Origin of the sequence: Bacillus sp. FSL W8-1127 (genome assembly GCF_038006725.1) — a bacterium.
GTDB lineage: Bacteria > Bacillota > Bacilli > Bacillales > DSM-4216 > Bacillus_O > Bacillus_O smithii.
This window is the reverse complement of record NZ_JBBOVU010000001.1, coordinates 55,769-81,810: the sequence shown is the minus strand read 5'-3', so window position 1 is coordinate 81,810 and position 26,042 is coordinate 55,769. Positions and strand designations below refer to the sequence as shown.

The following is a 26,042-nucleotide window of genomic DNA, read 5'->3' as shown; positions in this document are numbered from 1 at the left end:
AAAAACAAATGAGGCTTAGGCCTTTTTTCCGTAAAATAGCATTCCTCCGAAATCTCCTCACTAGATAAAGCCATAAAGCACCTGTTCAAGTTTATCTTTTATTTACTTATAATAGTATCATTTAACTTTATTGATCACAAAAATGTTTATATTTTGAATAAACATTTTCAAAGTCGAATGTATGATACATGATTTAGATCAACTGGAAAAACAAGTAGACTAAATAAAGGAAGGACAAACTCACGATGATCAAAAAAGTTTCAAGCAGCTTCCTGTTCTTTTTCTTTTTATGGATGGCTTTTCTGGACGGAAGCGGTTTTGCCGCGGCCTTCGCTGCCGAATTGGCCAGATGTTCATTTTTTTCAGACTTTTTCTGATTAGCTGGTGAAGATAGTGCTAACAGCAGTTCTTTTCTCATTTCTTTAGCTGAAGAATAATGCCCGTTGACAGCTTTCAGCAATACGGGTTTCATCAACTGTAATTCCGGTCTTTTCGTCATCATCTGCACAATTTCCGCTTGACCGTTTACCCGCTTCTCAAATTTTTTTAAATAAGCAAGATTTAAAGCAATCATCGCCACTGAAAAAAGGTCATACGACGGTTCAGCTCTTCTATTCCCCATTCCCCAATAACCTCTGTCGAAAAATTCAGTAAACTCTTTGATAGCCCTCCCTTGGATGGTTGCCCCACCCACATCTATACAACGAATGCGATAAGGAGGACCGGCAACAATTAAATTTTCAGGCTTTAAATCACCAAATACCCATCCTTGTTCATGCAGCGATTCTAAATCTCTTAACAATTGACTGAGCAAAACCCCTATCCAAGAATGCCCTTTTTGCTTAATAAAATCAAGAAGATTAGGCCCTTGAATATACTCCATTACATAAAAAGGGATGGCAGACCCTTTTATGATCCAATCATCAACATCTAATAAAGAAGGCCCCAGGGAAGACCCTTGGACCCTTCGAAAAGCCTTTAGAACATTTACCTCCGATGTGATGGACATGCTGTTTTTGCTCATTTTTAAAGCCGCATACCCATTTTCATTTTGAACTAGATAAACCGTTCCGTTTGCACCATATCCAAGTTCTTTTAACAGAACATACATTTTTTGATTCCATTTTCCCTTAATGACTGTGCCTTTTGGAAAATTAAACGGATTCTTCAAAGAATTCATCATCACTTGACAGCAAACTCCTTGCCGAACGTTTTTTCATAAATTGTCCTAATGCTTCCCGAATAGCAGGACCAGTTGGAGTCATTCCACTCGGGGTCAGTTTTGAAAAGATGCTGTTGAGCGATTCCATCTTAGGAGTCCAATCCAGAATTCTTTCAACTTCTCTTTGTTTCCCGGGAAATATATAGACAGAAAACAAGTTATTTCCCATTCTTGCATTCATGCTTAAAGAAAGATCCAAAAGAGCTTCCTTCACGATCGGCAATTTCTCTTTCATGCTTGCGCTAGTATCTACCAATATCAATACTTCTAAATTAGCCTTTTCACCAAGGTCTTCTACCACTTCCATTACCTCTCCGCGTTTTTCGGGGGGAAGTTCTTCCATGGAAATATCCCTGTTCAAAATTTGTTTTAATTCTTGATTTACCAATCCTTGCAAAGTTTGCGTCATCGCTTGACGCGTCACCATTTGAACGGTTTGCGATAACTGAGCTGCATATACAATTTGGCTGACCCCGCCGCCCGATTTGGCAATTCCCTCAATTTCTTTCATTCCCCTATCATCCATCGCATCGTTCGTTAGCACTCCAATGACATTGACGGTTATCCCTTGCTCGTTTGAAAGAGCCGCCATGGCAATAGGATCTTCTCCATAATTGGAACAGCCGTCTGTAATCAGCAAAATTTGCCGCAGCGTACCTGTTTTCATAAGGTCCCCTCCAATCTTGCACTATCGTTACCATTTTTTCCAACCGGAGGGGCGATTATACATTTCAAGAAAAAGTCATGAAGCATTCTTCTTCTTTTTCAATTTTGTTACCGGAATGGCGGCCCATTTTGGCATATTATGCTCAATCCTTGTAACGACGACTGTCATATCGTCTTCTATGCCGCCTCCCCCTGCACGAATGACTTTTTCCATAATTAAATCCGCTACTTCTTGAGGATCATTTGTTTCAATTTCTCCAATTTTTCTTTTCATCCACAAATCATGATTTTCAACATGCTTCGCTCCTTCAAAAACGCCGTCGCTCATCATAATGAGCAAATCTCCTGCTTTCAGCTGTTCCGAAACGATATCTACATCCACCTCCCGTAAGATGCCCATAGGCAAATTGCCTGCTTCGATTTTTATAATTTTGTTTCCCCTTTTAATAAAACTCGGAGATGACCCAATTTTCAGAAATTTTGCTGTTGCGTTTTGCAAATCAATAATCGACAAATCCAACGTCGAAAAAATTTCATCCGTCGTTCTTAAAGACAAAACGGAATTAATAGACTTGATCGCCACCTTTTCATCAATGCCGGATTGGAGAATTTTTTGCAATAGATTTAACGTTTCATTGCTTTCGTGATGGGCCCTTACGCCATTTCCCATACCGTCGCTGATGGCAACGGCATATTTTCCAACCCCTAAGTCGATCGTTGAATAGCAGTCTCCTGAAACCAAGCCTCCCCCCTTGGCCGCAAAGGCGACTCCTGTTTCTACAACAAATGCTTTTGCCGAACGAAAAGTCGCATAACAATAGCCTCCCGGGAATCCAGTATATTCTTCATTTTGCACCAAAATCGTTTCTCCTAAAATATCCGAAAGCATGGGCGCTACCAATTTTTCACATTCACCGTGACCGCCCGCATAAGGAAAGACCATATCTATATCTACATTTCCTTTTTGGAGGCTGTAAATATCAATCTTTTCCACCTCCAGTCCAAAGGATTGCAGAGCTTCATGTATTTGCTCTTCTTGGTTATGGTGATTTTCACGCTCTTTCTGGATCTCTTTCGCAAAATCGTCCATCACCTTAGAAACGCCCAAGAGTTGATCGGCAACAAGCTTTCGGCTTTCCTGAACTTGCTGTTTTAACTTTTGATTCGCCTGAAGATGAGTGAGCTCCTGCTGAATCACTTCTTGAACCCGTTTAGCCCGGACGCAATGCTTTTCCATTTCTCTTGCTACGGAGCCGGACAGCGTTCCTTCCTCCAAATCCATCGTAGCCTCCCTCATTAATTCGTACGTTTTATGAAAATTTTTGGTCCAGCACTGTTCTTTTTTAAAGCATGTCTGACAAGTCTTTTCCGTTACATTGCCCAGAAAATAATCCAACTCGCGCTCTTCAGATGTTTCTTCATGAAGCCGTCCGGACTGGGCAAAGCTTTTGGATAGAGCCTGAAAGACAGAAGAAAATTGCTCCACTCGATTCGCCGTTACATCACGGATCTTTTTCAAATACTGCTGCTGGTGATGGGAATGTTCCGGAGTGCCGGGAATATGCTTCGCAACTCGTTCTGTTAAATTTCTGGGCGTTAAAAAGAGCAGCATAATAGCAGCCAGAGTTTCATAAAGAGTGGGTATTAAAGAAACATTTTCTTCCCCGTACATCCCTATCAACAACGTAGCCACCAGCATTCCGGCTGCAGCACCGAATTTTTTCCCTTCTTTCAAAAGACCGCCTAGCAATCCGCCAAAAGCCAATAAACTCATTTGATAGAAGCTCGAAACGTTAGCTAAGCTAAAAATTAACCCGGTCACGACTCCTACGGTCGATCCTACAGTGGCACCGGCAACATATGCGAATAGCAGCACCAAATAACGTGAAAAGATATGTTCAACGGATAATCCATATAATCTCCAACCGATGGTTCCTGTCAAAATGGATGCTAATAAAATGATAAGACTGACAATTTCTTCTGTTTTTAATGAAGTTTTTCGTTTATGAATGGATAATAAGGGGATGCTTTGCATAAAAATTAAAGTAAGGATAAAGGTCAAGCCCGCCTCAATCAGTGCCATAAGACCATCATAGAGGCTTAACGTTTGCTGCTGATTGACGTAGGTAAAAGCCAGTTTAACTGTTATAGTAGTAAAAAACACAAAGAACGGCAAAGCATTTAACTCTTCTTTACGAAATTGTCTAGACAGCCGAAAAGCGATTAAAAACAAAGAGATGACGGCAAAGGTGTAGACTAAGTTTCCTATCGATAATGTTAAAGCACCCGATAATAGTCCAATAAAAACGATCGGTGCCCGGTCTCTTCGAATCATGAAAACAGACGCAAAAAATGGCAAAGCAAACGGCGTTAAATGGGATAAAATGAGAGCCCTTCCTAACAGAAAACCTATTAAAAACAACATCATCCCTTTTTGTTGAAGAGCCAATTCCAGTTTAAACAGAAATCTTTTAAACCTCCTTGTCACTTCCAATTTCGTTTCTTCCAGATTGACGTTTCCTACCGGCTCCATTACGTTTTGCTCTACTCTTTCCATCAAATCCATCAAATAATCCTCCCCAACTCGTATTATTGAAGACATTATAAAGGGGACAAGCATAAAACTTTGTCAAAATGACCAGTTCCCGTTCAAGAAAAGTTCGACTATTTTCAGCCTAATCTTCAAAAAGGAAACAAATTGATCACGCAGAGAGGTGCTGCAGAGCAAAACCTGTGAATAAACTTCAAAGGAATTGTAAAAACATCACCCTTTTTCCCTTACGATAGGATTAATTTATCTGATCCGTAAAATGATTGTCGGAAAAAAAGATGATCTTCGCGCCAGCTGAAAGGGATCCATCTCGATGTCTCATTTTTTTGACAAGGAAAAACAAAAAGCCGCCATTCTACCTCTTGACATTTTTTGATGTTGCCATTAATATATTCATTGTGTTTCAAATCACATACTTTGGCGGCGTAGCTCAGCTGGCTAGAGCGTACGGTTCATACCCGTGAGGTCGGGGGTTCGATTCCCTCCGCCGCTATCGATCGATTAAGTAAAAAAAAGCCAAAGAGGGATTAATCTCTTTGGCTTTTTGTATATAAAAAGCGATGCTTTCATATTAAAGCGTTAAATAAATCCTATTTTCCTCTTCAAAATAGGGATCCAGTCCTTTTTCAAACTCTTTTCCATTCTCATTTAGAACGGGTGTTTGAAAAAAGGATCTGACTTTGAAAACCGTATGTCACCGAAACGACACAAAGTTCATTCTTCCAAAGATTCAACAACAGCACGTAAAATGCCTCATCATAAAATGAAGCTGATTACCCCGTTATGGAAAAATAGGTTTATTTATAAGAACAATATAAATCTTACGGCCCCTGCTTGAAATAGACAGCAAGTTAGCCTCTTCTTGCCCCCCTGCCTCCACGACGGGATTCGGTATGACGTTTTAAAGAAGACAGACGATCTTCACTTTCTTTTAAAAAGCGGGCCATCTTCTGTTCGAAACTTTCTTTGGAACGATGATCATTTCCTTTGTTGTGCCGCTGTGGACGCTGGTTTCCATGATGATTATGGCTTGAATGTTGGGGCTGATCTTTTGCTTTGCGGATCGATAACCCTATTTTTCCGTCATTCTCAACGTTGAGCACTTTTACTTCTACTTGATCACCGACATTTAAATGATCGTGGATATCCTTTACATAATTATCGGCAACCTCGCTAATGTGCACCAACCCCGTGGAGCCATCAGGCAATTCAACAAACGCTCCAAAATTCGTGATGCCTGTTACTTTTCCTTGTAACTTGCTGCCTACTTCAATTGACATAAAAAAATTGTTCCTCCTTAAAAAATATCAAGCTTATCTTATATTATATATCGGAAAAAAGGAGTGTCAATAAGACTACTCCACATCCTTTTCTTTCTTTTTCTCCTTGGGGAGATAAAAAATGATCTCACCTTTATCCGACAAAAAATATTTTTCACGGGCTAGCTTGGCAACATAGTCGTCATCCTTTAATTTTGCCAATTCTTCTTTCAGTAAAACCTGTTTTTTTTCAAGTTTGGCCAACGAATGTTCCAATTGTGCTTTTTGCCGCTGTTTTTCTTCCAAACGGGAAGTTTGAGATATAAGTGTCGAAACTAAAAGGATGGTGATGATTAAGAATAAGGAGGAAAAAGCAATCAATCTTCTGTATAGTTTCTTTTTTCGTTGCTGCATCAAATATTGTTTCTTTTCTTCGTTTTCCACATATGTGTTTCTAATGGAAGTGATTCCCTTTACGTTTCGAACCGCCATTCCAAACCTCCCTTTCCAGTATTTACTTCTTTCTGCGTACTCCGTCCATTAGTTTAGTAATAGTATTCTTTATTTTTCCAAAAGTTCCTTTTAAACGTGCCAAGAACTTATCGACGAATATTTTAAACGATTCCGGCAATAACTTCCAAAATCCTTTAAGAATCCAATGAAACGGTAATGCAACGCCTTTTAAAAGCCAAAACAATACTTTCCATATGGCAAGCGTTAACATCAATATTGATTTTCCCATTATTATTATAGCAGTTTGAGTAAACAAAAAAATATACTTTACTGGAATATAAATGAAATTGTAAAGAGTTTTTAACATAAATTTGTAAACAGCTGCTACAAAGGCTATGACGCTTTCCAATATGGCTAAAAATCCTCTTTTCAAAAGGGCCTGATAAGCGGCAAAACCGCATAATAAAGCAAGAAAAATATAAAATCGCATTTCCCCATAATTCACAAGAAATAAAATGTAAAAAATAAGAAGCCCTTCCACCGCCCAAAAAAGCACATCGTGAAAAAAGACGATCCACCTATTCCGCTTGCTTCTTTTTAAAAATCGGTTGTACGTATCAAACGATGCACCAAAAAAGCTTCCCATTGCAATCATGGCAAGCATAGTATAAAACTGAGTTGTCAAGCTCATCGAAACAACTTGCTAAAGAACCCTTTAGCTTTCTCCCCATGCTGATCATCCAAATAAATAAGGTCATATACCCTCCCTTTGATCGATACAATTCCTTGATCGACATCCAAATTTTTCATCTGAAGATTTTCACCTCGAATAGACAAAAAACCCATGACTGTTTCAAGCAAAAACTCCTCATTATCAAAACTTTCTACTTGCTTTACGCCTGTGATATCAAGCAATTTTCTGCCCCTCATAATGACATCGTGTTCTTGATATGATCCATTATTTTTAGACTCTTGAAATTGCGCCATAGTTTCTCCCACGCTTCCTTTCATCGCTTTTTAAAAGGCTTTGTCCGTCATCGTCTTGGTCATTTGTATTTGTTTTTTAGTCTGAACCAACTGAGAAACCAAAGGGATCTACTTATAAACGGAAGCCTTGAAAAAGTACATGCTTTGTAACATACATATGCACGCAAGAGAAGAAATAGAACAAGCCTGTTTTTTATGGAAGGAAATGTTTTCGGGGAGCGTTGACAATCGAGAATTTCACTTGATTTCCGCGGACGGTCCGCAAGACTCCCGTACCTCCGCTGGGAGAGCTGGATTGGTACAATCGAATCAGGCTGATTGCCATCTCCCACAATCTTCTGAAACAAGCGGAGGAAAAGAATCGCCTGCTTCAGAAAGAAAGCCATCCAAAAGAAAAAACCGTCGAGATAAATAGATATATCTCGGCGGGTCTTCTTGTTAAAAAGGGGCTTTGGAGAAAGCCTCAGTTCATTCTTCTATTTTTTCTTCGGACAATACGGAATAGAGACTCGCTGCGTCTTCTTTCCGGGTAGATTCCTGAAGGCTTTCAACACGAACCTTTATGATTTTTTGTCCAAGACGGATGGTCAATTCGTCTCCTGCCTTTACGTTCGTGCTCGCTTTTGCTTGCTGTCCGTTCACGAATACCCTGCCTTGATCCGCCACTTCTTTTGCTAACGTTCTTCTTTTAATAATGCGCGAAACCTTTAAAAATTTATCCAACCGCATCGTTTCCATTGCTTCTCCCCCTTTTCAAGAGTGTTTTCACATTTAGATGGTTTGTTGTAAAAGATTTGCTATTTTCAAAGTCCTTTTTCTTTTGCCTCATTCCAAAAACGGTCAAGTTCCGTTAAGGAGAAATCTTGGAAAGATTGACCGCTTTCCTTCACTTTCTGTTCCACATAAGAAAACCGCCTGATAAATTTATCATTTGCTTGAGCAAGGGCTTCTTCCGGATGAATGGAGAAAAAGCGCGCTGTATTGATTAATGCAAATAACACATCCCCCAATTCATCCACTTGTTTCTTTTTGTCGCCGCTTTTGACTTCATCTAAAAATTCCCGCCATTCTTCTTCCACTTTTTGAGCTGCTTCGTCCGCTTTCTCCCAATCAAAGCCTGTTTTTGCTGCTTTCTTTTGAATTTCGTACGCTCTAATAACGGCCGGAAGTCCTTTTTCGATTTCATCTAAAATACCGCCGCCTTTAGCGCTTCTGCCCTTTTCGCTCTGTTTAATGGCTTCCCAGTTTTTCACAACCTCTTCCGCCGTTTTAGCGGTTTCATCTCCGAATACGTGTGGATGCCGATGCACCATCTTTCGGGATATGGATTCCAGTACATCTTCTATCGAAAACAAACCTTCGTCCTCGCCGATTTGAGAATGAAGCATCACTTGAAGAAGAACATCTCCCAACTCTTCAATCATATTATCAATGTCATCATGATCGATGGCGGATAAAAGTTCATAACATTCTTCGATTAAGTATTTTTTTAACGACTGATGAGTCTGCTTTTTATCCCAGGGACAACCATTTGGTCCCCGCAATATGCGAATGATTTCCCTCAATGAAGAAAATTCGCGGTAAACAAAGTCATCCTTCACCGGCGGTACATAAATGGAGGTTAGGTTGTTGACGGAAGAAATTTCATGATCCAATTGGTAAAGAGGGACTTTCGCTATTTTTTCCTCGCTCGATCCTGCCGCCTGAACGATATAAATCGGATAGTCGTCCGGGTATTTTTCCATTAGTGTCAGCTTCACATCGGATGCTACGAAAGAATCGTACACCTGCCCAATGATGATATGCCCGCGGACATGTATATCGTCTCTATGCAGATCAGTCCCGTCCAAAAATTGAAATCCTTCTACAGGATCGATTTTCAGAGCAGCAAACAACGAATCCAAAAAGCTTTGCCCGCCGCCGATCACCACGTCCACATCCGCATCTTTTCCCCTTTCAAGCAAAAGCTGGACTGTTTTTTCAGCCACAAGGGGATGCCCCGGAACAGCATATAGAATATCTTCCTCTTTTGCTTTGTTCAACAAACGCTCGACTATTTCTTCGTACACTTGTTCAAATTGGTCGTGTTGTTCGTAAACAGAATCAAAACTGATAAACGAAACACCTTCTTCCTCCAGCTGTCGGACGACAGGATGCTCCTTTGTCCGCAAAAAGACGAAAGACTCTTTTTTCAACCGTTTATAGACTCCTAATGGGAGCTGGTCTATATCACCTGCTCCCAATCCAACAATCGTTATTTTATAAGCCATTATACATTTCTCCCATTCAGTTTTTCACTTATTTGAACCAATTTCCCGCCAAACGGAAACAAAACCAATTCTTCTTTGGAGAATATCTTCATTTTTAAGATAAGCACTAGAAAAACAGTGCCGCCTAGAAAAACACCACCGACTGCTTCCAGCGCCGCTTGCATGCGGGTGCCGGAAAAATCCAAGCATCGGAAAAGAAACGACCATACTTGTAAAAGAACAGTCATAGCTGCCGCCGCTAGAAGACTTTGACCAACGGATGACCATGTCAGCACTTGAATGCGCATTAATGTTTTGATTTTCAAAAACAAAATCAAGGATGTCAACATCAATGAAAGAACCGTGGAAAAAGCTGCTCCCACTGCTCCACACATATGGACAAGATATAAGTTCCCGACAAATTTAACGACAAGACCGATGAAAAGAACGATAGCAGGAAAATACGGCGATCCTACCCCTTGCAAAATTCCCGAAAAGGTAAGCGCCATCGAGCTAAGCAATATGCCGGCGCTAAAAAACGCCAAAATATTGGACCCAAATCCATTCTCAAACAGCATGATATTGGTTGGAACAAGAATATTTAACAACCCAACCATGGCAGCAAGGCCTATGACAAAACTGATTTTTACGGCAATGCGAACGCTCTTGTGAACAGACTCATAATCGCTTTCTTGATAGCTGGCGCTAATAAGCGGCACAAGCGTCAATGAAAAGGATGTGGCGACCACCGTTCCCAATTGCAAAAGCGGCTGCCCTCGGTCATAGACGCCTTTCGCAACTTTTGCAGCCGATTTCGATATCCCTGAATCAACTAGCGACGAATATAAACTTAAAGCATCCATAAATTGAAAGAGAACAAGCATCATGCTAGATAAGCAAATCGCAACGCCTTCCAGCACTAAAGTTTGGATCAACCGTCTTTCCATTTCTCCAAAAGAAAAGCGGTGAACATAAAAAATGGACTCTCTCCTATGCTTTAAGAAAAAAATCAACACGATAGAGGAAGCCAATCCGCCCATAATCGATCCAAAAAGAACAGCCCCGCCGACCGTATACAAATTACTGTCTAAATGGATAAACCAATAGGAAAAGCCTAATATCGCCCCAACTCTTATCAATTGCTCAGTCACTTGGGAAACGGCAGTCGGCACCATATCGCCTTTTCCTTGGAAAAGTCCTCTTGCAACGGATAAAAACGGCATCAGCAAAAAGGATAGTGAAATGATTTGAATGAGCCTTGCCAATTTTAGATCGCCCATTACCGCTGCGATCGTTTTTGCTTGAAAATAAAGTGCTAAAAACAATAGCACTCCCAGCAGCGACAAAAATACAAAAGAAGCAGTTAATATTCTGCTTTTGTCCTTTTCTTCTCCTTGCGCTATCAATTTTGAAACAGCCACAGGAAAACCATAAGTAGAAAAGGCAACCGCAATTCCATAAATCGGATATACTTGTTGATATATGTAAAAGCCTACATCCCCGACAATGTTTTGAAAAGGAATTCTATAAACTGCACTGAGCACTTTGACAGCAAGTGCTGCAACGGTCAGCGTTAGCGCTCCTTTCATAAATATCTGTGATGATTGATTCGACAAAAGAACGCCGCCTTTCTTCCATATAATAAGCATCTATAGTCGAATGTATTATATCAAAATGAGAGGTTTGCAGAATACCAATAATTCTCTTTTCTTTTTATCTAAAGCAAAAGCGGCGTTCCTGATTCACGATGCGTCAAATTCGTATGTTTTCTCCTGCTTATGAAAAAAGAACAGCTTTTTCAAGCTGCTCTTCCCGTTCTTATTGTTCCATTTGCCGTGCAAGAAATCCTGAAGCAGTTTCCGCGGCTTTTTTCTCCACTTCGCCTATCGTTCGATCAGTGGAAAAGACAATAACGGCTCCAATTGGATCGCCATTAGCGATAATTGGGGCAATGGTGTATGATTGAACCGTTTCTTCGTGGCCATCAACAAAAGAGACCTCACCTTGGTTTGTTTGGATCACCGACTGTCGTTCTTCCATAGCGTTTTCAATCAAATCACTAATGTTTTTATTTAAATATTCTTTTTTCGACACCCCGGCCACAGAAATTACTGCGTCCCTGTCACAAATGAGGATCGAACATCCTAGGCTGTCATATAATGCTTCTCCGTATTCTTTAGCAAAATCACCCAATTCACTTATCGGGGAATATTTTTTTAATATGACTTCACCATCCCGGTCCACAAAAATTTCAAGCGGGTCTCCTTCGCGGATTCTAAGAGTTCTGCGAATTTCTTTCGGAATGACTACACGTCCTAAATCATCAATACGACGAACAATACCTGTTGCTTTCATCTTTGCTGCCTCGCTTTCATCAGATGATATTTTGGCAATCCATTATTTGCTTGCCAGTTTTACAATCATTCTTTTTGTTGATGTTAGTATCTAACAACTTAGAAGTTCTATTCACTTTCAGTGAGAATTTTCTATTGAAAAAAAATATTTCAAGCGAGGCATTATTTTCAGTTTATACTCTTTTCAACAGTTATCCATAAAAATTTTTCATCATTTTGCATAAGAGGAACGGATCAAAAAACAGCATTCACTTCACGGCAAACAGGTCAATGGCTCCTTTCGGGTGCCGACTTATTCAAGAGGCTTTCTTTTTTGCTTCTTTTAAATTTTGAATAATGTTGTAAGCAATAGAAAACCATTTTTCTACAGGAACATTTTTAATATTCATCGTAATTTTTAATTTATACCCGTCCATTCCATATCCCATCATCCGACCGTATGTTTGGCATAATTCTACCACTTTTGATCCGTCTAAAAGCGGTGTCCCTTTTTCACTGACTAGAATCGTCACTTCATTTTTTGTCTGCTTAATGGACTCTAAATGAACGTCTTTCGCAAAGATTTTCATTTCCGCCACTCGGAATAAATATTCTACTTCTTTCGGATATTCACCAAAACGATCGACCATTTCCTCTTGCAATTCAGCCACCTCTTCCAACGTTTCAAGAGCACGGAACCGTTTGTACATTTCAATTTTTTGCTGTCCGTCTGGAATATAAGCATCCGGAATATAAGCATCGATATCCAGTTCCACTTCAAAAACAGGCGGTTTTTCTTCCACAGTGATTCCTTTTCTTTCTTCAATCGCTTCTTTCAACATTTGCGAATATAGATCGAATCCCACTGAATCAATGAATCCATGTTGCTGAGGGCCTAATAAATTTCCTGCTCCCCGAATCGACAAATCGCGCATTGCGATTTTAAATCCCGACCCCAATTCCGTAAACTCTTTGATCGATTGCAGACGCTTTTCTGCCGTTTCTGAAAGAACTTTATCTTTTCGATACATAAAATAAGCATAAGCGATTCGGTTGGATCGGCCCACTCGGCCTCTTAATTGGTATAGCTGCGATAACCCCATCCGGTCGGCATCATATACAATTAGTGTATTGACATTTGGGATATCGACTCCCGTCTCAATAATGGTTGTTGTCACCAACACATCGTATTCGCCTTCCAGAAAGCTTAAAATGACATCTTCCAGCTCAGACTCGGTCATTTGTCCGTGGGCATACGTAACGCGCGCATCCGGCACAAGTAAAGATATTTCCTCCGCTTTCCGCTCAATATCTTCTACTCGGTTATAAAGGAAGAAAACTTGTCCGTCCCGCGCCAATTCTCTTTCAATCGCTTCTCTGACAACCGTTCCGTTATACTCCATCACGTACGTTTGAACCGGGAACCGGTTTTCAGGAGGAGTCTCGATGATCGATAAATCTCTTACGCCTAACATCGACATATGCAGTGTTCTAGGAATAGGGGTAGCCGTTAGCGTTAATACATCTACATTCGTTTTTAATTGCTTGATCCGCTCTTTATGCGTCACTCCGAAACGTTGTTCTTCATCGACAATCAGCAAGCCTAGATCATGGTATTGAACATCCTTGGACAATAGCCGATGCGTGCCGACTACAATATCAATCGTTCCATTTTTAATTCCTTTAATGGTTTCTTGAATTTGTTTTCGTGTTCGAAATCGGCTTAACATTCCAATATTGATCGGATATCCTCGAAAGCGCTCTTTCATCGTTTCATAATGCTGCTGCGCTAATATCGTGGTGGGAACAAGCATAGCCACCTGTTTTCCGTCCATAATTGCTTTGAAAGCCGCTCTTAGAGCTACCTCCGTTTTTCCATATCCAACGTCTCCGCACAACAATCGATCCATCGGCCGTTCTCTTTCCATATCCCGTTTAATTTCTTGAATAGAGCGCAATTGATCCTCCGTCTCCTGATAAGGGAAAGCCGCTTCAAACTCCCGCTGCAAGTCGCCATCAGGAGAAAAAGCATATCCTTTTGATGCTTCTCTTTCTGCATAAAGCTTGATCAAATCGTCGGCTATATCTTGAACAGACGATTGTACTTTCTTTTTAACCCGCTTCCACTCGCTGCCTCCTAGCTTGTAAATCTTCGGTTCTTTTCCTTCGGAAGCAATATACTTTTGAACTAAGTCAATTTGATCAACCGGTACATATAATTGATCCGTTCCCTGATACTTAATATGGAGATAATCTTTATGGACTCCGTTGATCTCCAATGTTTTAATCCCCAAATATTTTCCGATCCCATGATTCACATGGACCACATAATCCCCGACGTTTAATTCCGAATAGCTTTTTATCCTCTCGGCATTCGAAAGTTTTTGCCTTCTCTTGGACTGTTTTACCTTTTTATTAAATAATTCTTCTTCTGTAATCACGGCAAGCCGCAAAGAAGGAAGTTCAAACCCCGTTTGCAAATTCCCATATAGAATTTGATGATTGCCGATAAACAGATTCTCTTCTTCCTCCAGCAATGAAGCTTCAATCTCATACTCTTCTAAATCACTTTGGAATTTTTTCATTCGTTCTTTGCTGGAACACAAAAAGACAACTGTATATTTTCCATGTTTCCATCGTTCCGTTTCCGCCTTTAAGACATTCATTTGGCCATGAAAGTTTTGCATTGGTTTGCAAGACAAATTCACAATATTTTGCGGATTGGTATGAGGAATATGCCTTAAAAACAAAGAAAAATAGAGCCGTGGCATCTTTATCGATGACAAGAGATCCGCTAGCGAATGGGACACTTGCAAGTCATGTACCATTTGACCTTCTTCAATGAGTGACGTATACCATTCTGCTTCCTCTTTTTCCAGCGAGTCATTCATTTCATTAATTCGGCTTAACTCATCAAAAAACACGATTCCTCTGTCCGAAAGATAATCTATTAAACTTGCAGGATGTTCATAAGCAATCGCTATATATTTGGCCATTTGATCTGGAAGGCTGCCTGTTTTTAATCTCTCAACATCATTTCCAATATTTTGAGTGAGAAGTTCTTTTGTTTTTTCATTCTTCACCTTTTTCAAGCTGTTTGCCAGCGCTGTTTGAAGCCTATCGCCCACTATCACCAATTGATCACGATCGAGCGGCATTTCGGAAAACGGGCCAATGCTGACTTCCTTTAAATTTTCTATGGAACGTTGGTCTTCAATGGAAAACGTGCGAATCGAATCAATTTCCGTGTCAAAAAATTCGATCCTAATGGGATCAGGGGTTGTCAACGGGTAGATATCTAATATGCCTCCCCTTAAACTAAACTCGCCTGGGGTGTTCACCATATCGGCTCGTTCATAACCCATTACGACCAATTCTTGCAAAAAGCTGTCTAAATCTACTTCATCCCCGACAGAAAGCATCTTTTGAAATCTCTTCCAAACATCTTTTGGAGGCAAGATCTTTCGCAAACCGGCTACCGGTACGATATACACACCTTTAGTGCTTGTCGTTAAATGATTCAACATTTCAATCCTTTGGGCTTTTAACTCTGGACTCGCAATAGAGATTTCCGCCGCAATCAGTTCATTGGCCGCATATAAATACACTTCGTTTTCAGGGATGCTTTGAATAAGATCGTCATACAGTTTTTGCGCTTGCAGCAAATTATGGGTCACGACCAATGTCGGACGGTTCGTCTTGTGATATACGGAAGAGATGAGCAAAGAGCGCGCAGAGCCTGATAATCCGGCAATAAGCTGCTCTGAAAGCCCTATTTCTACACCTTGAGTGATGGATTGAATTTCATCATTAGTAAGAAGTAAATTTTCTAAATTTTTTAACATTATTCTCCCCTCCTGGCGTCCAAACAAAAAAACAGAAAAATGCTTTGGACCGCATCCAAAGCTTGTTCAATCAATGTATAAGATAATCATTTTGGTGAAAATCCGGATATCGTTCAAGCGATTCCTGGCAATCTTCACAAATAGATTTTATAGAAATATCGCCATTACTTTCATATTGAACCATCTCTTTTCGTTCATGGTCCGCAAGTTTATGAAGACCTAGCTTTTCACTGCTAATAATATGTTTTTCCAAACTGCCTAGTTTAATGCCGCAATGCCGGCAATAATAATGAATAGCCATTACGTCCTCCTCCGTGTGCACATCTTATTCTTAGTATGTACACATCGAAACGAGGATATTCATTCTTCAGGAGTTAAACTGGTTCATGACTTCGGGAAATGGCTTCTCTAACCATTCAAGGCAAGCATCCGCACTCTTTTTAACGGCTTCATTCATGATCAACTGCTGCTCTTTGTCAAACTTTCCTAATACATAATCAATAACCGTATTATTTCCGTCAGGGCGTCCAATGCCAATCCGAATCCTTTTAAATTGTTCTGTACCTGTATGTTGTATGACTGATTTTATGCCATTATGCCCGCCTGCGCTCCCTTTTTGGCGCAAGCGAATTTTTCCGGGCGGAAGATCTAAATCATCATACACAACCAATAAATTCTCGATATCTATCTTATAGTAACGCATGACTTCGGCAATGCTTTCCCCTGACAAATTCATATAAGTAAGAGGTTTGAGCAGCAAAACTTGATGCCCGCCTGACCGTACAATCGTATAAATTCCTTTGTGTTTCGCAGTTGTCAATGGAGATTGCAATCGATGTGCAAGCTCATCTATCACATCAAATCCAATATTATGTCTTGTTCCTCTATACTTTTCACCGGGATTTCCAAGCCCCGCTATTAATTTTATCATCCAAAAACACCTCAAGTTCCTTCTTTACATTCTAACATATTATGCAGTATGTACAAAAAAAGCGAGGCAACCGCCCTGCTTGAAAAAATAACATTTTTCGTAAAAATTTCTTTTCTTTTTCTTATCTTCAACTGAAGATTCTCTATTCAGGCAAAATAGATGCTTGAAATGGGAAGCGGATAAAAGCATAGAACCCCTTATGATTTTCATCGTAAAAAATTTTTGCCAACACAGTTATATTTCAGTAATAAACACAACTATGAAAGAAAGACACAGCCTTTCATGCTGTGCCCTTACACCTATTAACCTTCGCTTTCTTTGCTTGCCGGTGTTTCCCTTCCTTCTTCATTTTCCGGTATGCCAGGCTCTTGTTGTTCGCCGGTGCTGATTTCTTCTTCTTGACGCGGAGCCAAGATAGAGACAATCGTCTCTTCATCGCCGTGCTGAATCTCAAATGGATAATGTTCTTTTATATCTCCTACGGTAATCGTATCACCGACTTGCAATTGGGAAACGTCCACTTGAATGGCATCCGGTATATCGGTCACTTTGCCTTTTACAGTCAATTCAAATAACGGCTGCTGCAAAACACCGCCATCTTTTACACCTGGAGCTTCCCCTTTTAATTCCACCACAACTTCAGCGGAGATTTCCGTGGAAGGATCGACAGCAAAAAAGTCAGCATGAATCATTTCGCCTGTGAGCGTATCTTCTTGATAGTCGTGTAAAACAGCGCTCTGCTCACGATCATCAATATTTAAGGTGATTATTCCATTCCTTCCCACTTCTTTAATCGTTTTTAGCAAATCTGTTCTGCTTACGTAAACCGCTTGATTTTCTAATCCCTTTCCATATATAACGGCCGGTATGTTTCCTTCACGCCGAAGTTTATTTAATGTCGATTTTCTCAAGTCATTCCGTCTTTTCACTTCTAGTACTGCACTCATATTAGACATCCTCCCGTTCTAGTTTTTTAATGTAAAAACCCTTTTATATGAATTGCCTAAACAGGCAATCTTTAAACATGGTCATTACATGAAAAACATGTATGGAAAGCCGCCCATTATTGCTTCGAACACACCCTTCATTCTTTTGCTCCTTATTTTTGGAATCCATACCATCCGCAAGACCTATTTTCGATGATGGATTAATCAAACAGCATGCTGACAGATTGATCTTCATGAACACGAATAATGGCCTCACCCATTAATGGTGCAACGGAAAGTTCCACGATTTTATCGATTTTCTTTTCCTCGGGAAGAGCAATAGAGTTGGTTACAACAAGTTCCCGGATATTGGAATTTTGAATCCGATCAATCGCCGGCCCGGATAATACCGGATGTGTACAGCATGCATACACTTCTTTAGCCCCGTTTTCTACAAGGGCGTTTGCTCCTAATGTAATTGTACCAGCTGTATCAATGATGTCATCTATTAAAATAGCAATTTTCCCTTCAATATTTCCCACGATATTCATGACTTCAGCAACATTTGGTTTTGGACGACGTTTGTCAATAATGGCAATCGGTGCTTTCATGCGTTCCGCCATTTTTCGAGCGCGTGTAACACCGCCATGGTCAGGGGAAACAATCACAATATCGTCGTCGAACTGTTTCTTTTTGAAATAATCGGCTAAAATTTTAACTCCCATTAAATGATCGATAGGAATGTCAAAGAATCCTTGAATTTGCGGGGCATGCAAATCCAATGTGATGACACGGGTCGCACCGGCTTTTTCCAATAAATTTGCCACTAATTTTGCTGTAATCGGTTCACGAGCGCGCGCTTTTCGATCTTGTCGTGCATAACCGTAATAAGGAATCACAAGATTCACCGTTCTGGCAGAAGCCCGTTTTAAGGCATCGATCATAATTAACAGTTCCATCAGATTATCATTCACCGGAGAACTGGTTGACTGAATGACATAGACATCGCATCCACGAATACTTTCCTCAATATTAATTTGGATTTCTCCGTCGCTGAAACGTTTAACAGAACACTTTCCAAGCTCCACTCCGACAAAATTGGCAATTTCTTCTGCCAATGCCCTGTTGGAATTGAGGGCAAAGATTTTCAAATTTGGATCTAAATACTGGTTATACATGATGGACCTCCGAAATTATTTGTTATGGTTTAATTTTTGAACATAGCCATCCTTATTGATTTGGCGGGCGCGCGCTATCGCTAAAGCATCCCCAGGGACATCTTCCGTAATCGTGGAGCCTGCAGCTATATAGGCGCCTTTGCCGATTGTCACAGGAGCAACTAGATTTGAGTTACAGCCGACAAAAACCCCGTCTTCTATTTTCGTCTTATGTTTATTCTTACCATCATAATTTACGGTAATGGAGCCGCAGCCGATGTTCACTCCTTTGCCCACTTCTGCATCTCCTATATAACTTAAATGTGAAGCTTTGCTTCCGCGGCCAAATACCGTCTTTTTAATTTCAACAAAATTCCCGATCCTTACTTCATCTTCAATTTGGGAATCTGGGCGGATATGCGCGAACGGGCCAATCTTCACATCACTGCCAATGGCACTATCGTATGCAACCGATTGGCGAATCGATGTTCGATCCCCTACGGTGCAATCTTTTATCTCACTATTAGGCCCAATTTCACAATCTTCTCCAATTACAGTGTGACCTGTGATCATCGTGCCTGGGTAAATGATCGTATCTTGTCCGATCACTACGTCCGTTCCGATATAGGTGTGGTCGGGATCAACGATAGTGACACCATTTTTCATATGACGAAGGTTGATTCTTCTTCTCATAATTTTCTCTGCTTGGCTTAAAGCAGCTCGATCATTGACTCCGAGCGTTTCTTCAAAATCATCGATTTGATAAGCGGCAACGGTTTTTCCTTCCGATTTCATAATTTCAATGACATCCGGCAAATAATATTCTCCTTGAGCGTTATCGTTGCTTACTTTCTTTAATGCTTCAAAAAGAGCTTTATTGTCAAAACAGTAAGTGCCAGTATTAATTTCTTGTACTTTTCTCTCTTCTTCCGTTGCGTCTTTATGTTCAACAATCCGCTCAACAAAGCCTTCCTGATTGCGGATTATCCTGCCGTATCCATCCGGCTGATCCATATGAACCGTTAAGATCGTAGCGCTTGATTGATGCTGTTGATGGTGTTCGATAAGCGCTTTCATTGTATCAGCCTGAATAAGCGGCGTATCACCGCAAATCACTAATGTGATTCCTTCTTTATCACCTAAAAGCCCTTCCGCTTGCATAACGGCATGAGCTGTACCTAATTGTTCTTCCTGTACTGCAAACTCCGTTTTTCCATCCAACTGCGCTTTTACTGCTTCCGCGCCGTGGCCTACAATAGTAACAATCTTATCTGTATTCAAAGTCGAAACTTGATCGATTACATGCTCTACCATTGGTTTGCCGCATACAGGATGCAATACTTTATAAAGCTTAGACTTCATTCTTGTGCCTTGGCCGGCAGCCAAAACAATGGCATATATATTTGTCATACAGGGTCCCCCAATAACCTTTTTATCCATATTGAATGATATCCTAAATACACAATCTTTTCAAGGTTGCTTGGGAAACTCATGCTTTCAGCGTGGGAAAGAAAAGGATGGTAAATGATGGGGGGTAGAAGCGCAAAAAAAGAGCCTTACTTATGAAGTAGGCTCATGCTGTTTCATATGTGATTAGGAAGCTCCGGCTTCTTCTAATTCTATTTCTTCTAATTCTCCCAACCGATGATATTCGCTCAATACTGCGTCTTGAATTTTACCGCGAGTATTGGAGTTAATTGGATGAGCAATATCACGGAACTCACCATCCGGTGTCCGTTTGCTCGGCATGGCGACAAATAAGCCATTATTGCCATCAATTACTCGAATATCATGAATAACAAATTCGTTGTCCAGAGTGATGGAAGCGATTGCTCTCATACGACCGTCTGTGTTGACACGGCGGAGTCTAACATCTGTTACTTCCACTCTGTTCACCACCCTTCCTTTGTGAAAATCTAATAAATATATTCAACAGTATTTCTAATTTTCCTTCTTTTAATAGGAAAATTTTTTAAAAATTTTTAGTAGTCACTCCTTTTCTCTTAACGTCTCCAAAATAATTTTGTAAAACAGCCGGTAAAAAAAATGAGGATGATGGATGAACCCATCTCTATTTCCAACCATCAAAGAAGCTGAATCATTATGTGTAAGGAGTCCAATCGAGTAGGAGGGAGCGATTAACTCCCGTCCTCTCACACCACCGTACGTACGGTTCCGTATACGGCGGTTCAATTAAGATAATTGACGCAAGTCTTTATAACTTCCGTGAATAGCTGTTCTCTTTATGCCAGTGGTCACTCCACCCTCCAAGAGGTCTCCCACGGGATTCACCGCTTCCTCCCTCAAGTGAGGTACTACGTTTTCTGTGTTCATCATGACTCACTGAATACCAAGGGCTATTCTCTCTTAATTGTTCGGTCCTTCTTAGTTGTTCTAGACCAACTAATACTATGACCTCTGCTGACTTCTGACGGTTCAGCTACTTATCACTAAGTAGGTTATGAAGAGTACTTCACATATCCGCCAGACCTCCCCGGGTAAGTACATGCACTTTCACACCATCTATCCGCCTCATTTACTCGATATGACCTTCGACAGAAAGAGCTTTGTTTTGTTATGCAAACTCACTCAATCATACCTAGCCTTATATGAGGTTCGTGTTCCTCGGACCGGTGTTTTGCCTCCAGCTTCCTTCAGATTCCGCGTCACCACGGACACCCTTGCTCTTGGCTAACCTCTACTTCTGTCTTCGGGGTTCGGGACTTACATCCTATAGTTCATGTACATGCCGCGCGCACATGAAAAAAAACTGCCGACGATGTCGACAGTTTTTTATCCATCATGATTTCACGAGTGCAACCACTTCTATTTCAATTTTTGCGTCTTTTGGCAGCCGAGCCACTTCCACACAAGATCGAGCCGGTTTATGGTCCCCGAAAAACTCCGCATAAATGTCGTTTACAACGGAAAAATCATTCATATCCTTTAAAAATACCGTTGCTTTTACAACGGTTTCCAGCGACGCTCCCGCCTCTTGCAATACAGCTTGCAGATTGCGGAACACTTGCCTTGTCTGTTCTTCAATGCTTCCTTCCACCAATACTCCCTCAGGCGTCAACGGAATCTGACCTGAGCTGAAAAAGAGGTTATTGACAATGATTCCTTGGGAATAAGGGCCGATAGCAGCAGGGGCATTCTTCGTAGCAACTTGTTTCATCCTTCTTTTCTCTCCTTAAATAAAATGAATATTTTTAGTAAAATAATTCCCTTCATCTACCTTTATTTCCTTCTTTTTTACATCAACATCCCGCAATTTTACAAGTGAAATATAATCTTCCACCAATCGTTCCTCTGCATGCTCGGACTCAACCAAAACGGCGATGCCTGCCACTTCGGCATTAAATTCAGCCAGCATGCTTTTCATTCCGTTGATCGTTCCGCCGGCCTTCATAAAGTCATCCACGATCAACACTCTTGATCCCTCTTTTAAACTTCGTTTTGACAACACCATGGTTTGTATCCGTTTTGTCGAACCGGAAACATAGTTGATGCTTACAGTGGGTCCCTCTGTTACTTTACTGTCGCTTCTGACAATGACCACTGGCACATTTAAATGGGCAGCTGTAGCGTAAGCGATTGGGATACCCTTGGTGGCCACCGTCATAATCACATCTATTTCGATTTCAGAAAACGCGGATCCTAATAGTTTCCCAATTTTGTGTATGATTTGCGGGTTTCCAATGAGATCTGTCATAAATAAATATCCACCGGGAAGAAGCCTCTCAGGTTTTTCTAATTGCTGACATAATTCTTTAATAAATGCCCTTGCATCCTCTTCTTTTACTTTTGAAAAAAACTTGACCCCACCTGCAGCGCCGGGAATGGTCTGTAAAGTGCCCATCCCTCTTTGCTCCAGCGTTTCTTTCAAAATTCCCAAATCCTCACTAATGGAGGATTTGGCGGAACCGTACCTTTCCGAAAAAAAAGTTAAAGATACTAGCTCGCGGGGATGTTCTAATAAATAATAAGTCATATCAATGAGCCGTTCACTTCTCCGAAATTTCATATAATCACCGCGCCTCCTTAAAACCGAATATTTTCTTTTAAATATACATTAATATACGGTTTTACACAATGGTCGGCGGTCCGCCCAGCATTCTAACCGCAAAAACTTGGCCGCAGAATCCTCTCAACCCATTGTAAATCCGATTCATTCGTGAATCATGCTGTACAAGAGCGAAAACAGTAGGCCCGCTTCCGCTCATTAATACTGCATCCGCTCCCGATCGAATCATTTGTTCTTTGATTTGCGCCACTTCCTTATGCATTTTTAAAGTGACACTTTCCAATACATTTCCTACATTTTGGCACATTTTTTCATAATTTTGCTCGACAATCGCTTCAATCATTGCTTTCGTATTCGGATGTCGAACCTCTTCCAATTTCAAATTTCGATAAACTTCCGCGGTAGAGACCCCTATTTGGGGTTTGGCCAAAACCACCCAGCAATTCGGCGGTGTTGGAAGCGGGGTAATTTTTTCCCCTCTACCGGTTGCAAGCGCCGTTCCTCCAAAAACACAAAATGAAACATCAGATCCAATTTGAGAACCTAGGTCGGCCAGTTCCTCTAGAGAGAGACCTAATTGCCACATTTGATTAAGACCTTTAAGCACAGCCGCGGCATCGCTGCTCCCTCCTGCAAGTCCGGCCGCTACCGGAATCGCTTTATCAATGGAAATGGAGACGCCTTTTTTGATGTGATACGTTTCTTTTAACAACTTAGCCGCTTGAAACGCCAAGTTGCGATGATCGTCGGGAACAAAACGGTTATGAGAGTCAATTCTAATTTCATCTTGTCGTAATTCTTTTAACTCTATTCGATCTGCCAGATCAATGGTCGTCATTACCATTTCCACTTCATGATAGCCGTCAGGTCTCTTATGAAGGACATCTAAAGATAAATTGATTTTCGCCGGTGCTTTTACATGCAATTTCATTTATTCACCTACTCTATTGAACCGAAGAATGATGGTTTGATATTGGAAACCGCCCTGAGCAGTTTGAAATCGGAAGGTATTTAGAGACAGAAAAGAACACCCATGTGCCTTTCCTTCATCCCAATCGATCGTTCGATGTATTTGTCAATCAATCATTTACTAAAGAAAAAATAAAACGTTGTTATGCAAATGTATGTATTCTTTCACATTATAGCCATTCAAGTATGTTATTTTACCATTTTCAAAAAACAATGAAAAGACCGGGTTCATGAACTCTATCACTTAGCTGATATCATTGTGAAGCTTTTTAATAAACAGTAGACAAAACGAACGGATAAAATCCTCGTAAACATGCATCATGAATAATTTAAAAACACGGACAGTTCCTATTCAATGCAAAAGAGTCGTTTTACTTCACACAAAACAAAGGTTTAGATGAAGAAAAGTCGATCTCATTTCATTAATTTTTACTTTCCCTGTATCGGAAAATCCGTCTATCATGGTTGTCGCTTCATCGAAATTTTTCTGTGATCTTTGCGTGTTCTTTATTTTGAAGTGATAAAGAGGACACAGTCGAGGAATAAAGAGGATCTCTTCTCTGCATCGAGTAGGAGGGAGCGATTAACTCCCGTCCTCTCACACCACCGTACGTACGGTTCCGTATACGGCGGTTCAATTAAGATAATTGACGCAAGTCTTTATAACTTCCGTGAATAGCTGTTCTCTTTATGCCAGTGGTCACTCCACCCTCCAAGAGGTCTCCCACGGGATTCACCGCTTCCTCCCTCAAGTGAGGTACTACGTTTTCTGTGTTCATCATGACTCACTGAATACCAAGGGCTATTCTCTCTTAATTGTTCGGTCCTTCTTAGTTGTTCTAGACCAACTAATACTATGACCTCTGCTGACTTCTGACGGTTCAGCTACTTATCACTAAGTAGGTTATGACGAGTACTTCACATATCCGCCAGACCTCCCCGGGTAAGTACATGCACTTTCACACCATCTATCCGCCTCATTTACTCGATATGACCTTCGACAGAAAGAGCTTTGTTTTGTTATGCAAACTCACTCAATCATACCTAGCCTTATATGAGGTTCGTGTTCCTCGGACCGGTGTTTTGCCTCCAGCTTCCTTCAGATTCCGCGTCACCACGGACACCCTTGCTCTTGGCTAACCTCTACTTCTGTCTTCGGGGTTCGGGACTTACACCCTATAGTTCATGTACATGCCGGGCGCACATAAAAAAGGCCGGGAATTTGATTTCCCGGCCTTTGTGCGGCTTTTATTCAGATTGTTGCTTATTAATGAGCTGATGTTCGGCCATTTCGATAGCTCGTTTAACCATGTTTCCTGCGTCTCTTGCCGTTATGCCGCCCCAACCATCTCGTTGGACGACATCATAAAACCCAAGTTCTTTGGCAAGTTCTTCTTTGAAACGATCGGACATAACTCCTCGTCTTTTGCCCATATAAGCATCCCCCTTTTATCTTGCTTTAACGAACCCCTACTCTATACAGAGAAAAGAGCTCGAAAAAAGCAAGATCGGTTCACTCATCGGTCATAAAGAATCGATGAAAGTTGTAGCTATGCCGCATATTTATTTTGTTTCGAAGTACTTTATTTATAACAGGGGGCTGCCGCCAATATTGGAAAACAAAAAGCAGCAAACATGATGTCTACTGCTGCCCTAATGCCATATTCCCTGTTGAATCTTCGTAAAATTTTAACTCCACTGTTTCTGTCAACACATCCGCATAGCTGTACGACACTCTTTCAAAAGAGTTTTCGTCTTGATCCAATTCAACGACGAACACAGCTGGATACGTTTCAGCTAATATACCGGATCGCTCGATGGTCTTTCTTCGACCACCATTTGCTCTTAGCAAAAGTCTTTTTCCAAGATTGGAATCAAGTGCTTTTTTAATGTCGGCTAATGTTTTCGGCATTTGCTTCCACCTCACTGTCCTTTATTATAGCACAGCTTGTACATGTGGTCAAATAAATTAATAATTTTATCAACGAAAACCCTTACTGTCAACATTTTTATTTTTTCAAAATATTTCTTTTTTCTACAGTTCTAATATGCCACTTCACTGATGTTTTATGTAAACACCGCTTTAATTTTTTCATCCAATCGAGTAGGAGGGAGCGATTAACTCCCGTCCTCTCACACCACCGTACGTACGGTTCCGTATACGGCGGTTCAATTAAGATAATTGACGCAAGTCTTTATAACTTCCGTGAATAGCTGTTCTCTTTATGCCAGTGGTCACTCCACCCTCCAAGAGGTCTCCCACGGGATTCACCGCTTCCTCCCTCAAGTGAGGTACTACGTTTTCTGTGTTCATCATGACTCACTGAATACCAAGGGCTATTCTCTCTTAATTGTTCGGTCCTTCTTAGTTGTTCTAGACCAACTAATACTATGACCTCTGCTGACTTCTGACGGTTCAGCTACTTATCACTAAGTAGGTTATGAAGAGTACTTCACATATCCGCCA

The 26,042-nt window shown here is 40.8% G+C and carries 23 protein-coding genes and 1 tRNA gene; 1 reads left to right on the top strand and 23 read right to left on the bottom strand.

All coding sequences use genetic code 11. The features are described from left to right. Positions 1-193: 193 nt before the first annotated feature. From NST12_RS00380 to spoIIE, 3 genes are all read right to left on the bottom strand, one after another. Positions 194-1,186 carry a protein kinase domain-containing protein gene (locus tag NST12_RS00380; protein ID WP_327798171.1) on the bottom strand — a complete coding sequence of 331 codons (993 nt, stop codon included), beginning with the start codon at positions 1,184-1,186 and terminating at the stop codon, positions 194-196. Next, positions 1,155-1,889: a hypothetical protein gene (locus NST12_RS00375; protein WP_341100021.1), complete on the bottom strand. Its 735-nt coding sequence runs from the start codon at positions 1,887-1,889 to the stop codon at positions 1,155-1,157. Before NST12_RS00375 ends, NST12_RS00380 begins: the two co-directional genes overlap by 32 nt. 75 nt (positions 1,890-1,964) lie before the next feature. Next, positions 1,965-4,445, bottom strand: a complete 2,481-nt coding sequence (spoIIE, locus tag NST12_RS00370) for a stage II sporulation protein E (RefSeq protein WP_048624342.1) — start codon at positions 4,443-4,445, stop codon at positions 1,965-1,967. Positions 4,446-4,858: 413 nt separating this feature from the next. Between spoIIE and NST12_RS00365 the strand changes: the two genes are divergently transcribed. Further along, positions 4,859-4,932, top strand: a tRNA-Met gene (locus tag NST12_RS00365). A 358-nt stretch (positions 4,933-5,290) separates the two neighbouring features. On the opposite strand, the gene NST12_RS00360 is transcribed toward NST12_RS00365, so the two are convergent. The 20 genes from NST12_RS00360 to veg form a co-directional block, all read right to left on the bottom strand. Beyond that, entirely contained in the window at positions 5,291-5,719 is a 429-nt protein-coding gene (locus NST12_RS00360; protein WP_003352297.1) for a S1 domain-containing RNA-binding protein, read from the bottom strand. Positions 5,720-5,794: 75 nt separating this feature from the next. After that, positions 5,795-6,190 carry an FtsB family cell division protein gene (locus NST12_RS00355; RefSeq protein ID WP_048622343.1) on the bottom strand — a complete coding sequence of 132 codons (396 nt, stop codon included), beginning with the start codon at positions 6,188-6,190 and terminating at the stop codon, positions 5,795-5,797. Between the two features lie 22 nt (positions 6,191-6,212). Continuing rightward, positions 6,213-6,842 (bottom strand): spore cortex biosynthesis protein YabQ, encoded by a 630-nt coding sequence (yabQ, locus tag NST12_RS00350; protein ID WP_327798167.1) that lies wholly within the window; start codon positions 6,840-6,842, stop codon positions 6,213-6,215. Beyond that, positions 6,839-7,138, bottom strand: a complete 300-nt coding sequence (yabP, locus tag NST12_RS00345; protein WP_003352300.1) for a sporulation protein YabP — start codon at positions 7,136-7,138, stop codon at positions 6,839-6,841. The genes yabQ and yabP overlap by 4 nt, the downstream gene beginning before the upstream one ends. A 468-nt stretch (positions 7,139-7,606) precedes the next feature. Beyond that, a complete protein-coding gene (locus NST12_RS00340; RefSeq protein WP_040340798.1) occupies positions 7,607-7,867 on the bottom strand; it encodes an RNA-binding S4 domain-containing protein in 261 nt (86 codons plus the stop codon). 74 nt (positions 7,868-7,941) lie between these two features. Then, positions 7,942-9,408 carry a nucleoside triphosphate pyrophosphohydrolase gene (mazG, locus tag NST12_RS00335; RefSeq protein ID WP_341100019.1) on the bottom strand — a complete coding sequence of 489 codons (1,467 nt, stop codon included), beginning with the start codon at positions 9,406-9,408 and terminating at the stop codon, positions 7,942-7,944. Next, positions 9,408-11,003, bottom strand: a complete 1,596-nt coding sequence (locus NST12_RS00330) for a putative polysaccharide biosynthesis protein (RefSeq protein ID WP_341027641.1) — start codon at positions 11,001-11,003, stop codon at positions 9,408-9,410. Before NST12_RS00330 ends, mazG begins: the two co-directional genes overlap by 1 nt. Before the next feature lie 202 nt (positions 11,004-11,205). Continuing rightward, positions 11,206-11,742 carry a stage V sporulation protein T gene (gene spoVT, locus NST12_RS00325; RefSeq protein ID WP_003352305.1) on the bottom strand — a complete coding sequence of 179 codons (537 nt, stop codon included), beginning with the start codon at positions 11,740-11,742 and terminating at the stop codon, positions 11,206-11,208. Between the two features lie 295 nt (positions 11,743-12,037). After that, complete coding sequence (gene mfd, locus NST12_RS00320) at positions 12,038-15,565, bottom strand: transcription-repair coupling factor (protein ID WP_341100018.1); 3,528 nt, start codon at positions 15,563-15,565, stop codon at positions 12,038-12,040. 70 nt (positions 15,566-15,635) lie between these two features. Beyond that, positions 15,636-15,866, bottom strand: a complete 231-nt coding sequence (locus NST12_RS00315) for an anti-sigma-F factor Fin family protein (RefSeq protein ID WP_003352307.1) — start codon at positions 15,864-15,866, stop codon at positions 15,636-15,638. Positions 15,867-15,932: 66 nt separating this feature from the next. Then, positions 15,933-16,493: an aminoacyl-tRNA hydrolase gene (pth, locus tag NST12_RS00310; RefSeq protein ID WP_270583677.1), complete on the bottom strand. Its 561-nt coding sequence runs from the start codon at positions 16,491-16,493 to the stop codon at positions 15,933-15,935. Positions 16,494-16,798: 305 nt separating this feature from the next. Beyond that, positions 16,799-17,443: a 50S ribosomal protein L25/general stress protein Ctc gene (locus tag NST12_RS00305; RefSeq protein ID WP_048622336.1), complete on the bottom strand. Its 645-nt coding sequence runs from the start codon at positions 17,441-17,443 to the stop codon at positions 16,799-16,801. A 200-nt stretch (positions 17,444-17,643) separates the two neighbouring features. After that, positions 17,644-18,600: a ribose-phosphate diphosphokinase gene (locus NST12_RS00300; RefSeq protein ID WP_048622335.1), complete on the bottom strand. Its 957-nt coding sequence runs from the start codon at positions 18,598-18,600 to the stop codon at positions 17,644-17,646. A 15-nt stretch (positions 18,601-18,615) separates the two neighbouring features. Then, positions 18,616-19,989 carry a bifunctional UDP-N-acetylglucosamine diphosphorylase/glucosamine-1-phosphate N-acetyltransferase GlmU gene (gene glmU, locus NST12_RS00295; RefSeq protein WP_003352311.1) on the bottom strand — a complete coding sequence of 458 codons (1,374 nt, stop codon included), beginning with the start codon at positions 19,987-19,989 and terminating at the stop codon, positions 18,616-18,618. Positions 19,990-20,172: 183 nt separating this feature from the next. After that, positions 20,173-20,466, bottom strand: a complete 294-nt coding sequence (gene spoVG / locus NST12_RS00290; protein WP_003352313.1) for a septation regulator SpoVG — start codon at positions 20,464-20,466, stop codon at positions 20,173-20,175. A gap of 913 nt (positions 20,467-21,379) precedes the next feature. Then, positions 21,380-21,757 (bottom strand): RidA family protein, encoded by a 378-nt coding sequence (locus NST12_RS00285; protein WP_003352314.1) that lies wholly within the window; start codon positions 21,755-21,757, stop codon positions 21,380-21,382. Positions 21,758-21,772: 15 nt separating this feature from the next. Next, the gene (purR, locus tag NST12_RS00280; protein ID WP_003352315.1) at positions 21,773-22,606 is read right to left on the bottom strand and encodes a pur operon repressor; all 834 of its coding nucleotides are present in this window, start codon (positions 22,604-22,606) and stop codon (positions 21,773-21,775) included. A 61-nt stretch (positions 22,607-22,667) separates the two neighbouring features. Next, the gene (gene ispE / locus NST12_RS00275) at positions 22,668-23,537 is read right to left on the bottom strand and encodes a 4-(cytidine 5'-diphospho)-2-C-methyl-D-erythritol kinase (protein ID WP_003352317.1); all 870 of its coding nucleotides are present in this window, start codon (positions 23,535-23,537) and stop codon (positions 22,668-22,670) included. A 1,286-nt stretch (positions 23,538-24,823) separates the two neighbouring features. Further along, positions 24,824-25,009, bottom strand: a complete 186-nt coding sequence (locus NST12_RS00270) for a small, acid-soluble spore protein, alpha/beta type (protein WP_003352318.1) — start codon at positions 25,007-25,009, stop codon at positions 24,824-24,826. A 208-nt stretch (positions 25,010-25,217) separates the two neighbouring features. Continuing rightward, positions 25,218-25,487 carry a biofilm formation stimulator Veg gene (gene veg, locus NST12_RS00265; protein WP_048622332.1) on the bottom strand — a complete coding sequence of 90 codons (270 nt, stop codon included), beginning with the start codon at positions 25,485-25,487 and terminating at the stop codon, positions 25,218-25,220. Between the last annotated feature and the right edge of the window lie 555 nt (positions 25,488-26,042).

Bases quoted from the DNA above. Each gene is read 5' to 3' on its own strand.
- ispE (WP_003352317.1), bottom strand. From the start codon at position 23,537: ATGAAATTGCATGTAAAAGCACCGGCGAAAATCAATTTATCTTTAGAT.
- NST12_RS00315 (WP_003352307.1), bottom strand. From the start codon at position 15,866: ATGGCTATTCATTATTATTGCCGGCATTGCGGCATTAAACTAGGCAGT.
- spoIIE (WP_048624342.1), bottom strand. From the start codon at position 4,445: ATGGAAAGAGTAGAGCAAAACGTAATGGAGCCGGTAGGAAACGTCAAT.
- NST12_RS00305 (WP_048622336.1), bottom strand. From the start codon at position 17,443: ATGAGTGCAGTACTAGAAGTGAAAAGACGGAATGACTTGAGAAAATCG.
- mfd (WP_341100018.1), bottom strand. From the start codon at position 15,565: ATGTTAAAAAATTTAGAAAATTTACTTCTTACTAATGATGAAATTCAA.
- purR (WP_003352315.1), bottom strand. From the start codon at position 22,606: ATGAAATTTCGGAGAAGTGAACGGCTCATTGATATGACTTATTATTTA.
- NST12_RS00285 (WP_003352314.1), bottom strand. From the start codon at position 21,757: ATGAAACAAGTTGCTACGAAGAATGCCCCTGCTGCTATCGGCCCTTAT.
- NST12_RS00355 (WP_048622343.1), bottom strand. From the start codon at position 6,190: ATGGCGGTTCGAAACGTAAAGGGAATCACTTCCATTAGAAACACATAT.
- veg (WP_048622332.1), bottom strand. From the start codon at position 25,487: ATGCCGAAAACATTAGCCGACATTAAAAAAGCACTTGATTCCAATCTT.
- yabP (WP_003352300.1), bottom strand. From the start codon at position 7,138: ATGGCGCAATTTCAAGAGTCTAAAAATAATGGATCATATCAAGAACAC.
- NST12_RS00300 (WP_048622335.1), bottom strand. From the start codon at position 18,600: ATGTATAACCAGTATTTAGATCCAAATTTGAAAATCTTTGCCCTCAAT.
- NST12_RS00340 (WP_040340798.1), bottom strand. From the start codon at position 7,867: ATGCGGTTGGATAAATTTTTAAAGGTTTCGCGCATTATTAAAAGAAGA.
- NST12_RS00360 (WP_003352297.1), bottom strand. From the start codon at position 5,719: ATGTCAATTGAAGTAGGCAGCAAGTTACAAGGAAAAGTAACAGGCATC.
- spoVT (WP_003352305.1), bottom strand. From the start codon at position 11,742: ATGAAAGCAACAGGTATTGTTCGTCGTATTGATGATTTAGGACGTGTA.
- NST12_RS00270 (WP_003352318.1), bottom strand. From the start codon at position 25,009: ATGGGCAAAAGACGAGGAGTTATGTCCGATCGTTTCAAAGAAGAACTT.
- NST12_RS00375 (WP_341100021.1), bottom strand. From the start codon at position 1,889: ATGAAAACAGGTACGCTGCGGCAAATTTTGCTGATTACAGACGGCTGT.
- glmU (WP_003352311.1), bottom strand. From the start codon at position 19,989: ATGACAAATATATATGCCATTGTTTTGGCTGCCGGCCAAGGCACAAGA.
- mazG (WP_341100019.1), bottom strand. From the start codon at position 9,408: ATGGCTTATAAAATAACGATTGTTGGATTGGGAGCAGGTGATATAGAC.
- yabQ (WP_327798167.1), bottom strand. From the start codon at position 6,842: ATGAGCTTGACAACTCAGTTTTATACTATGCTTGCCATGATTGCAATG.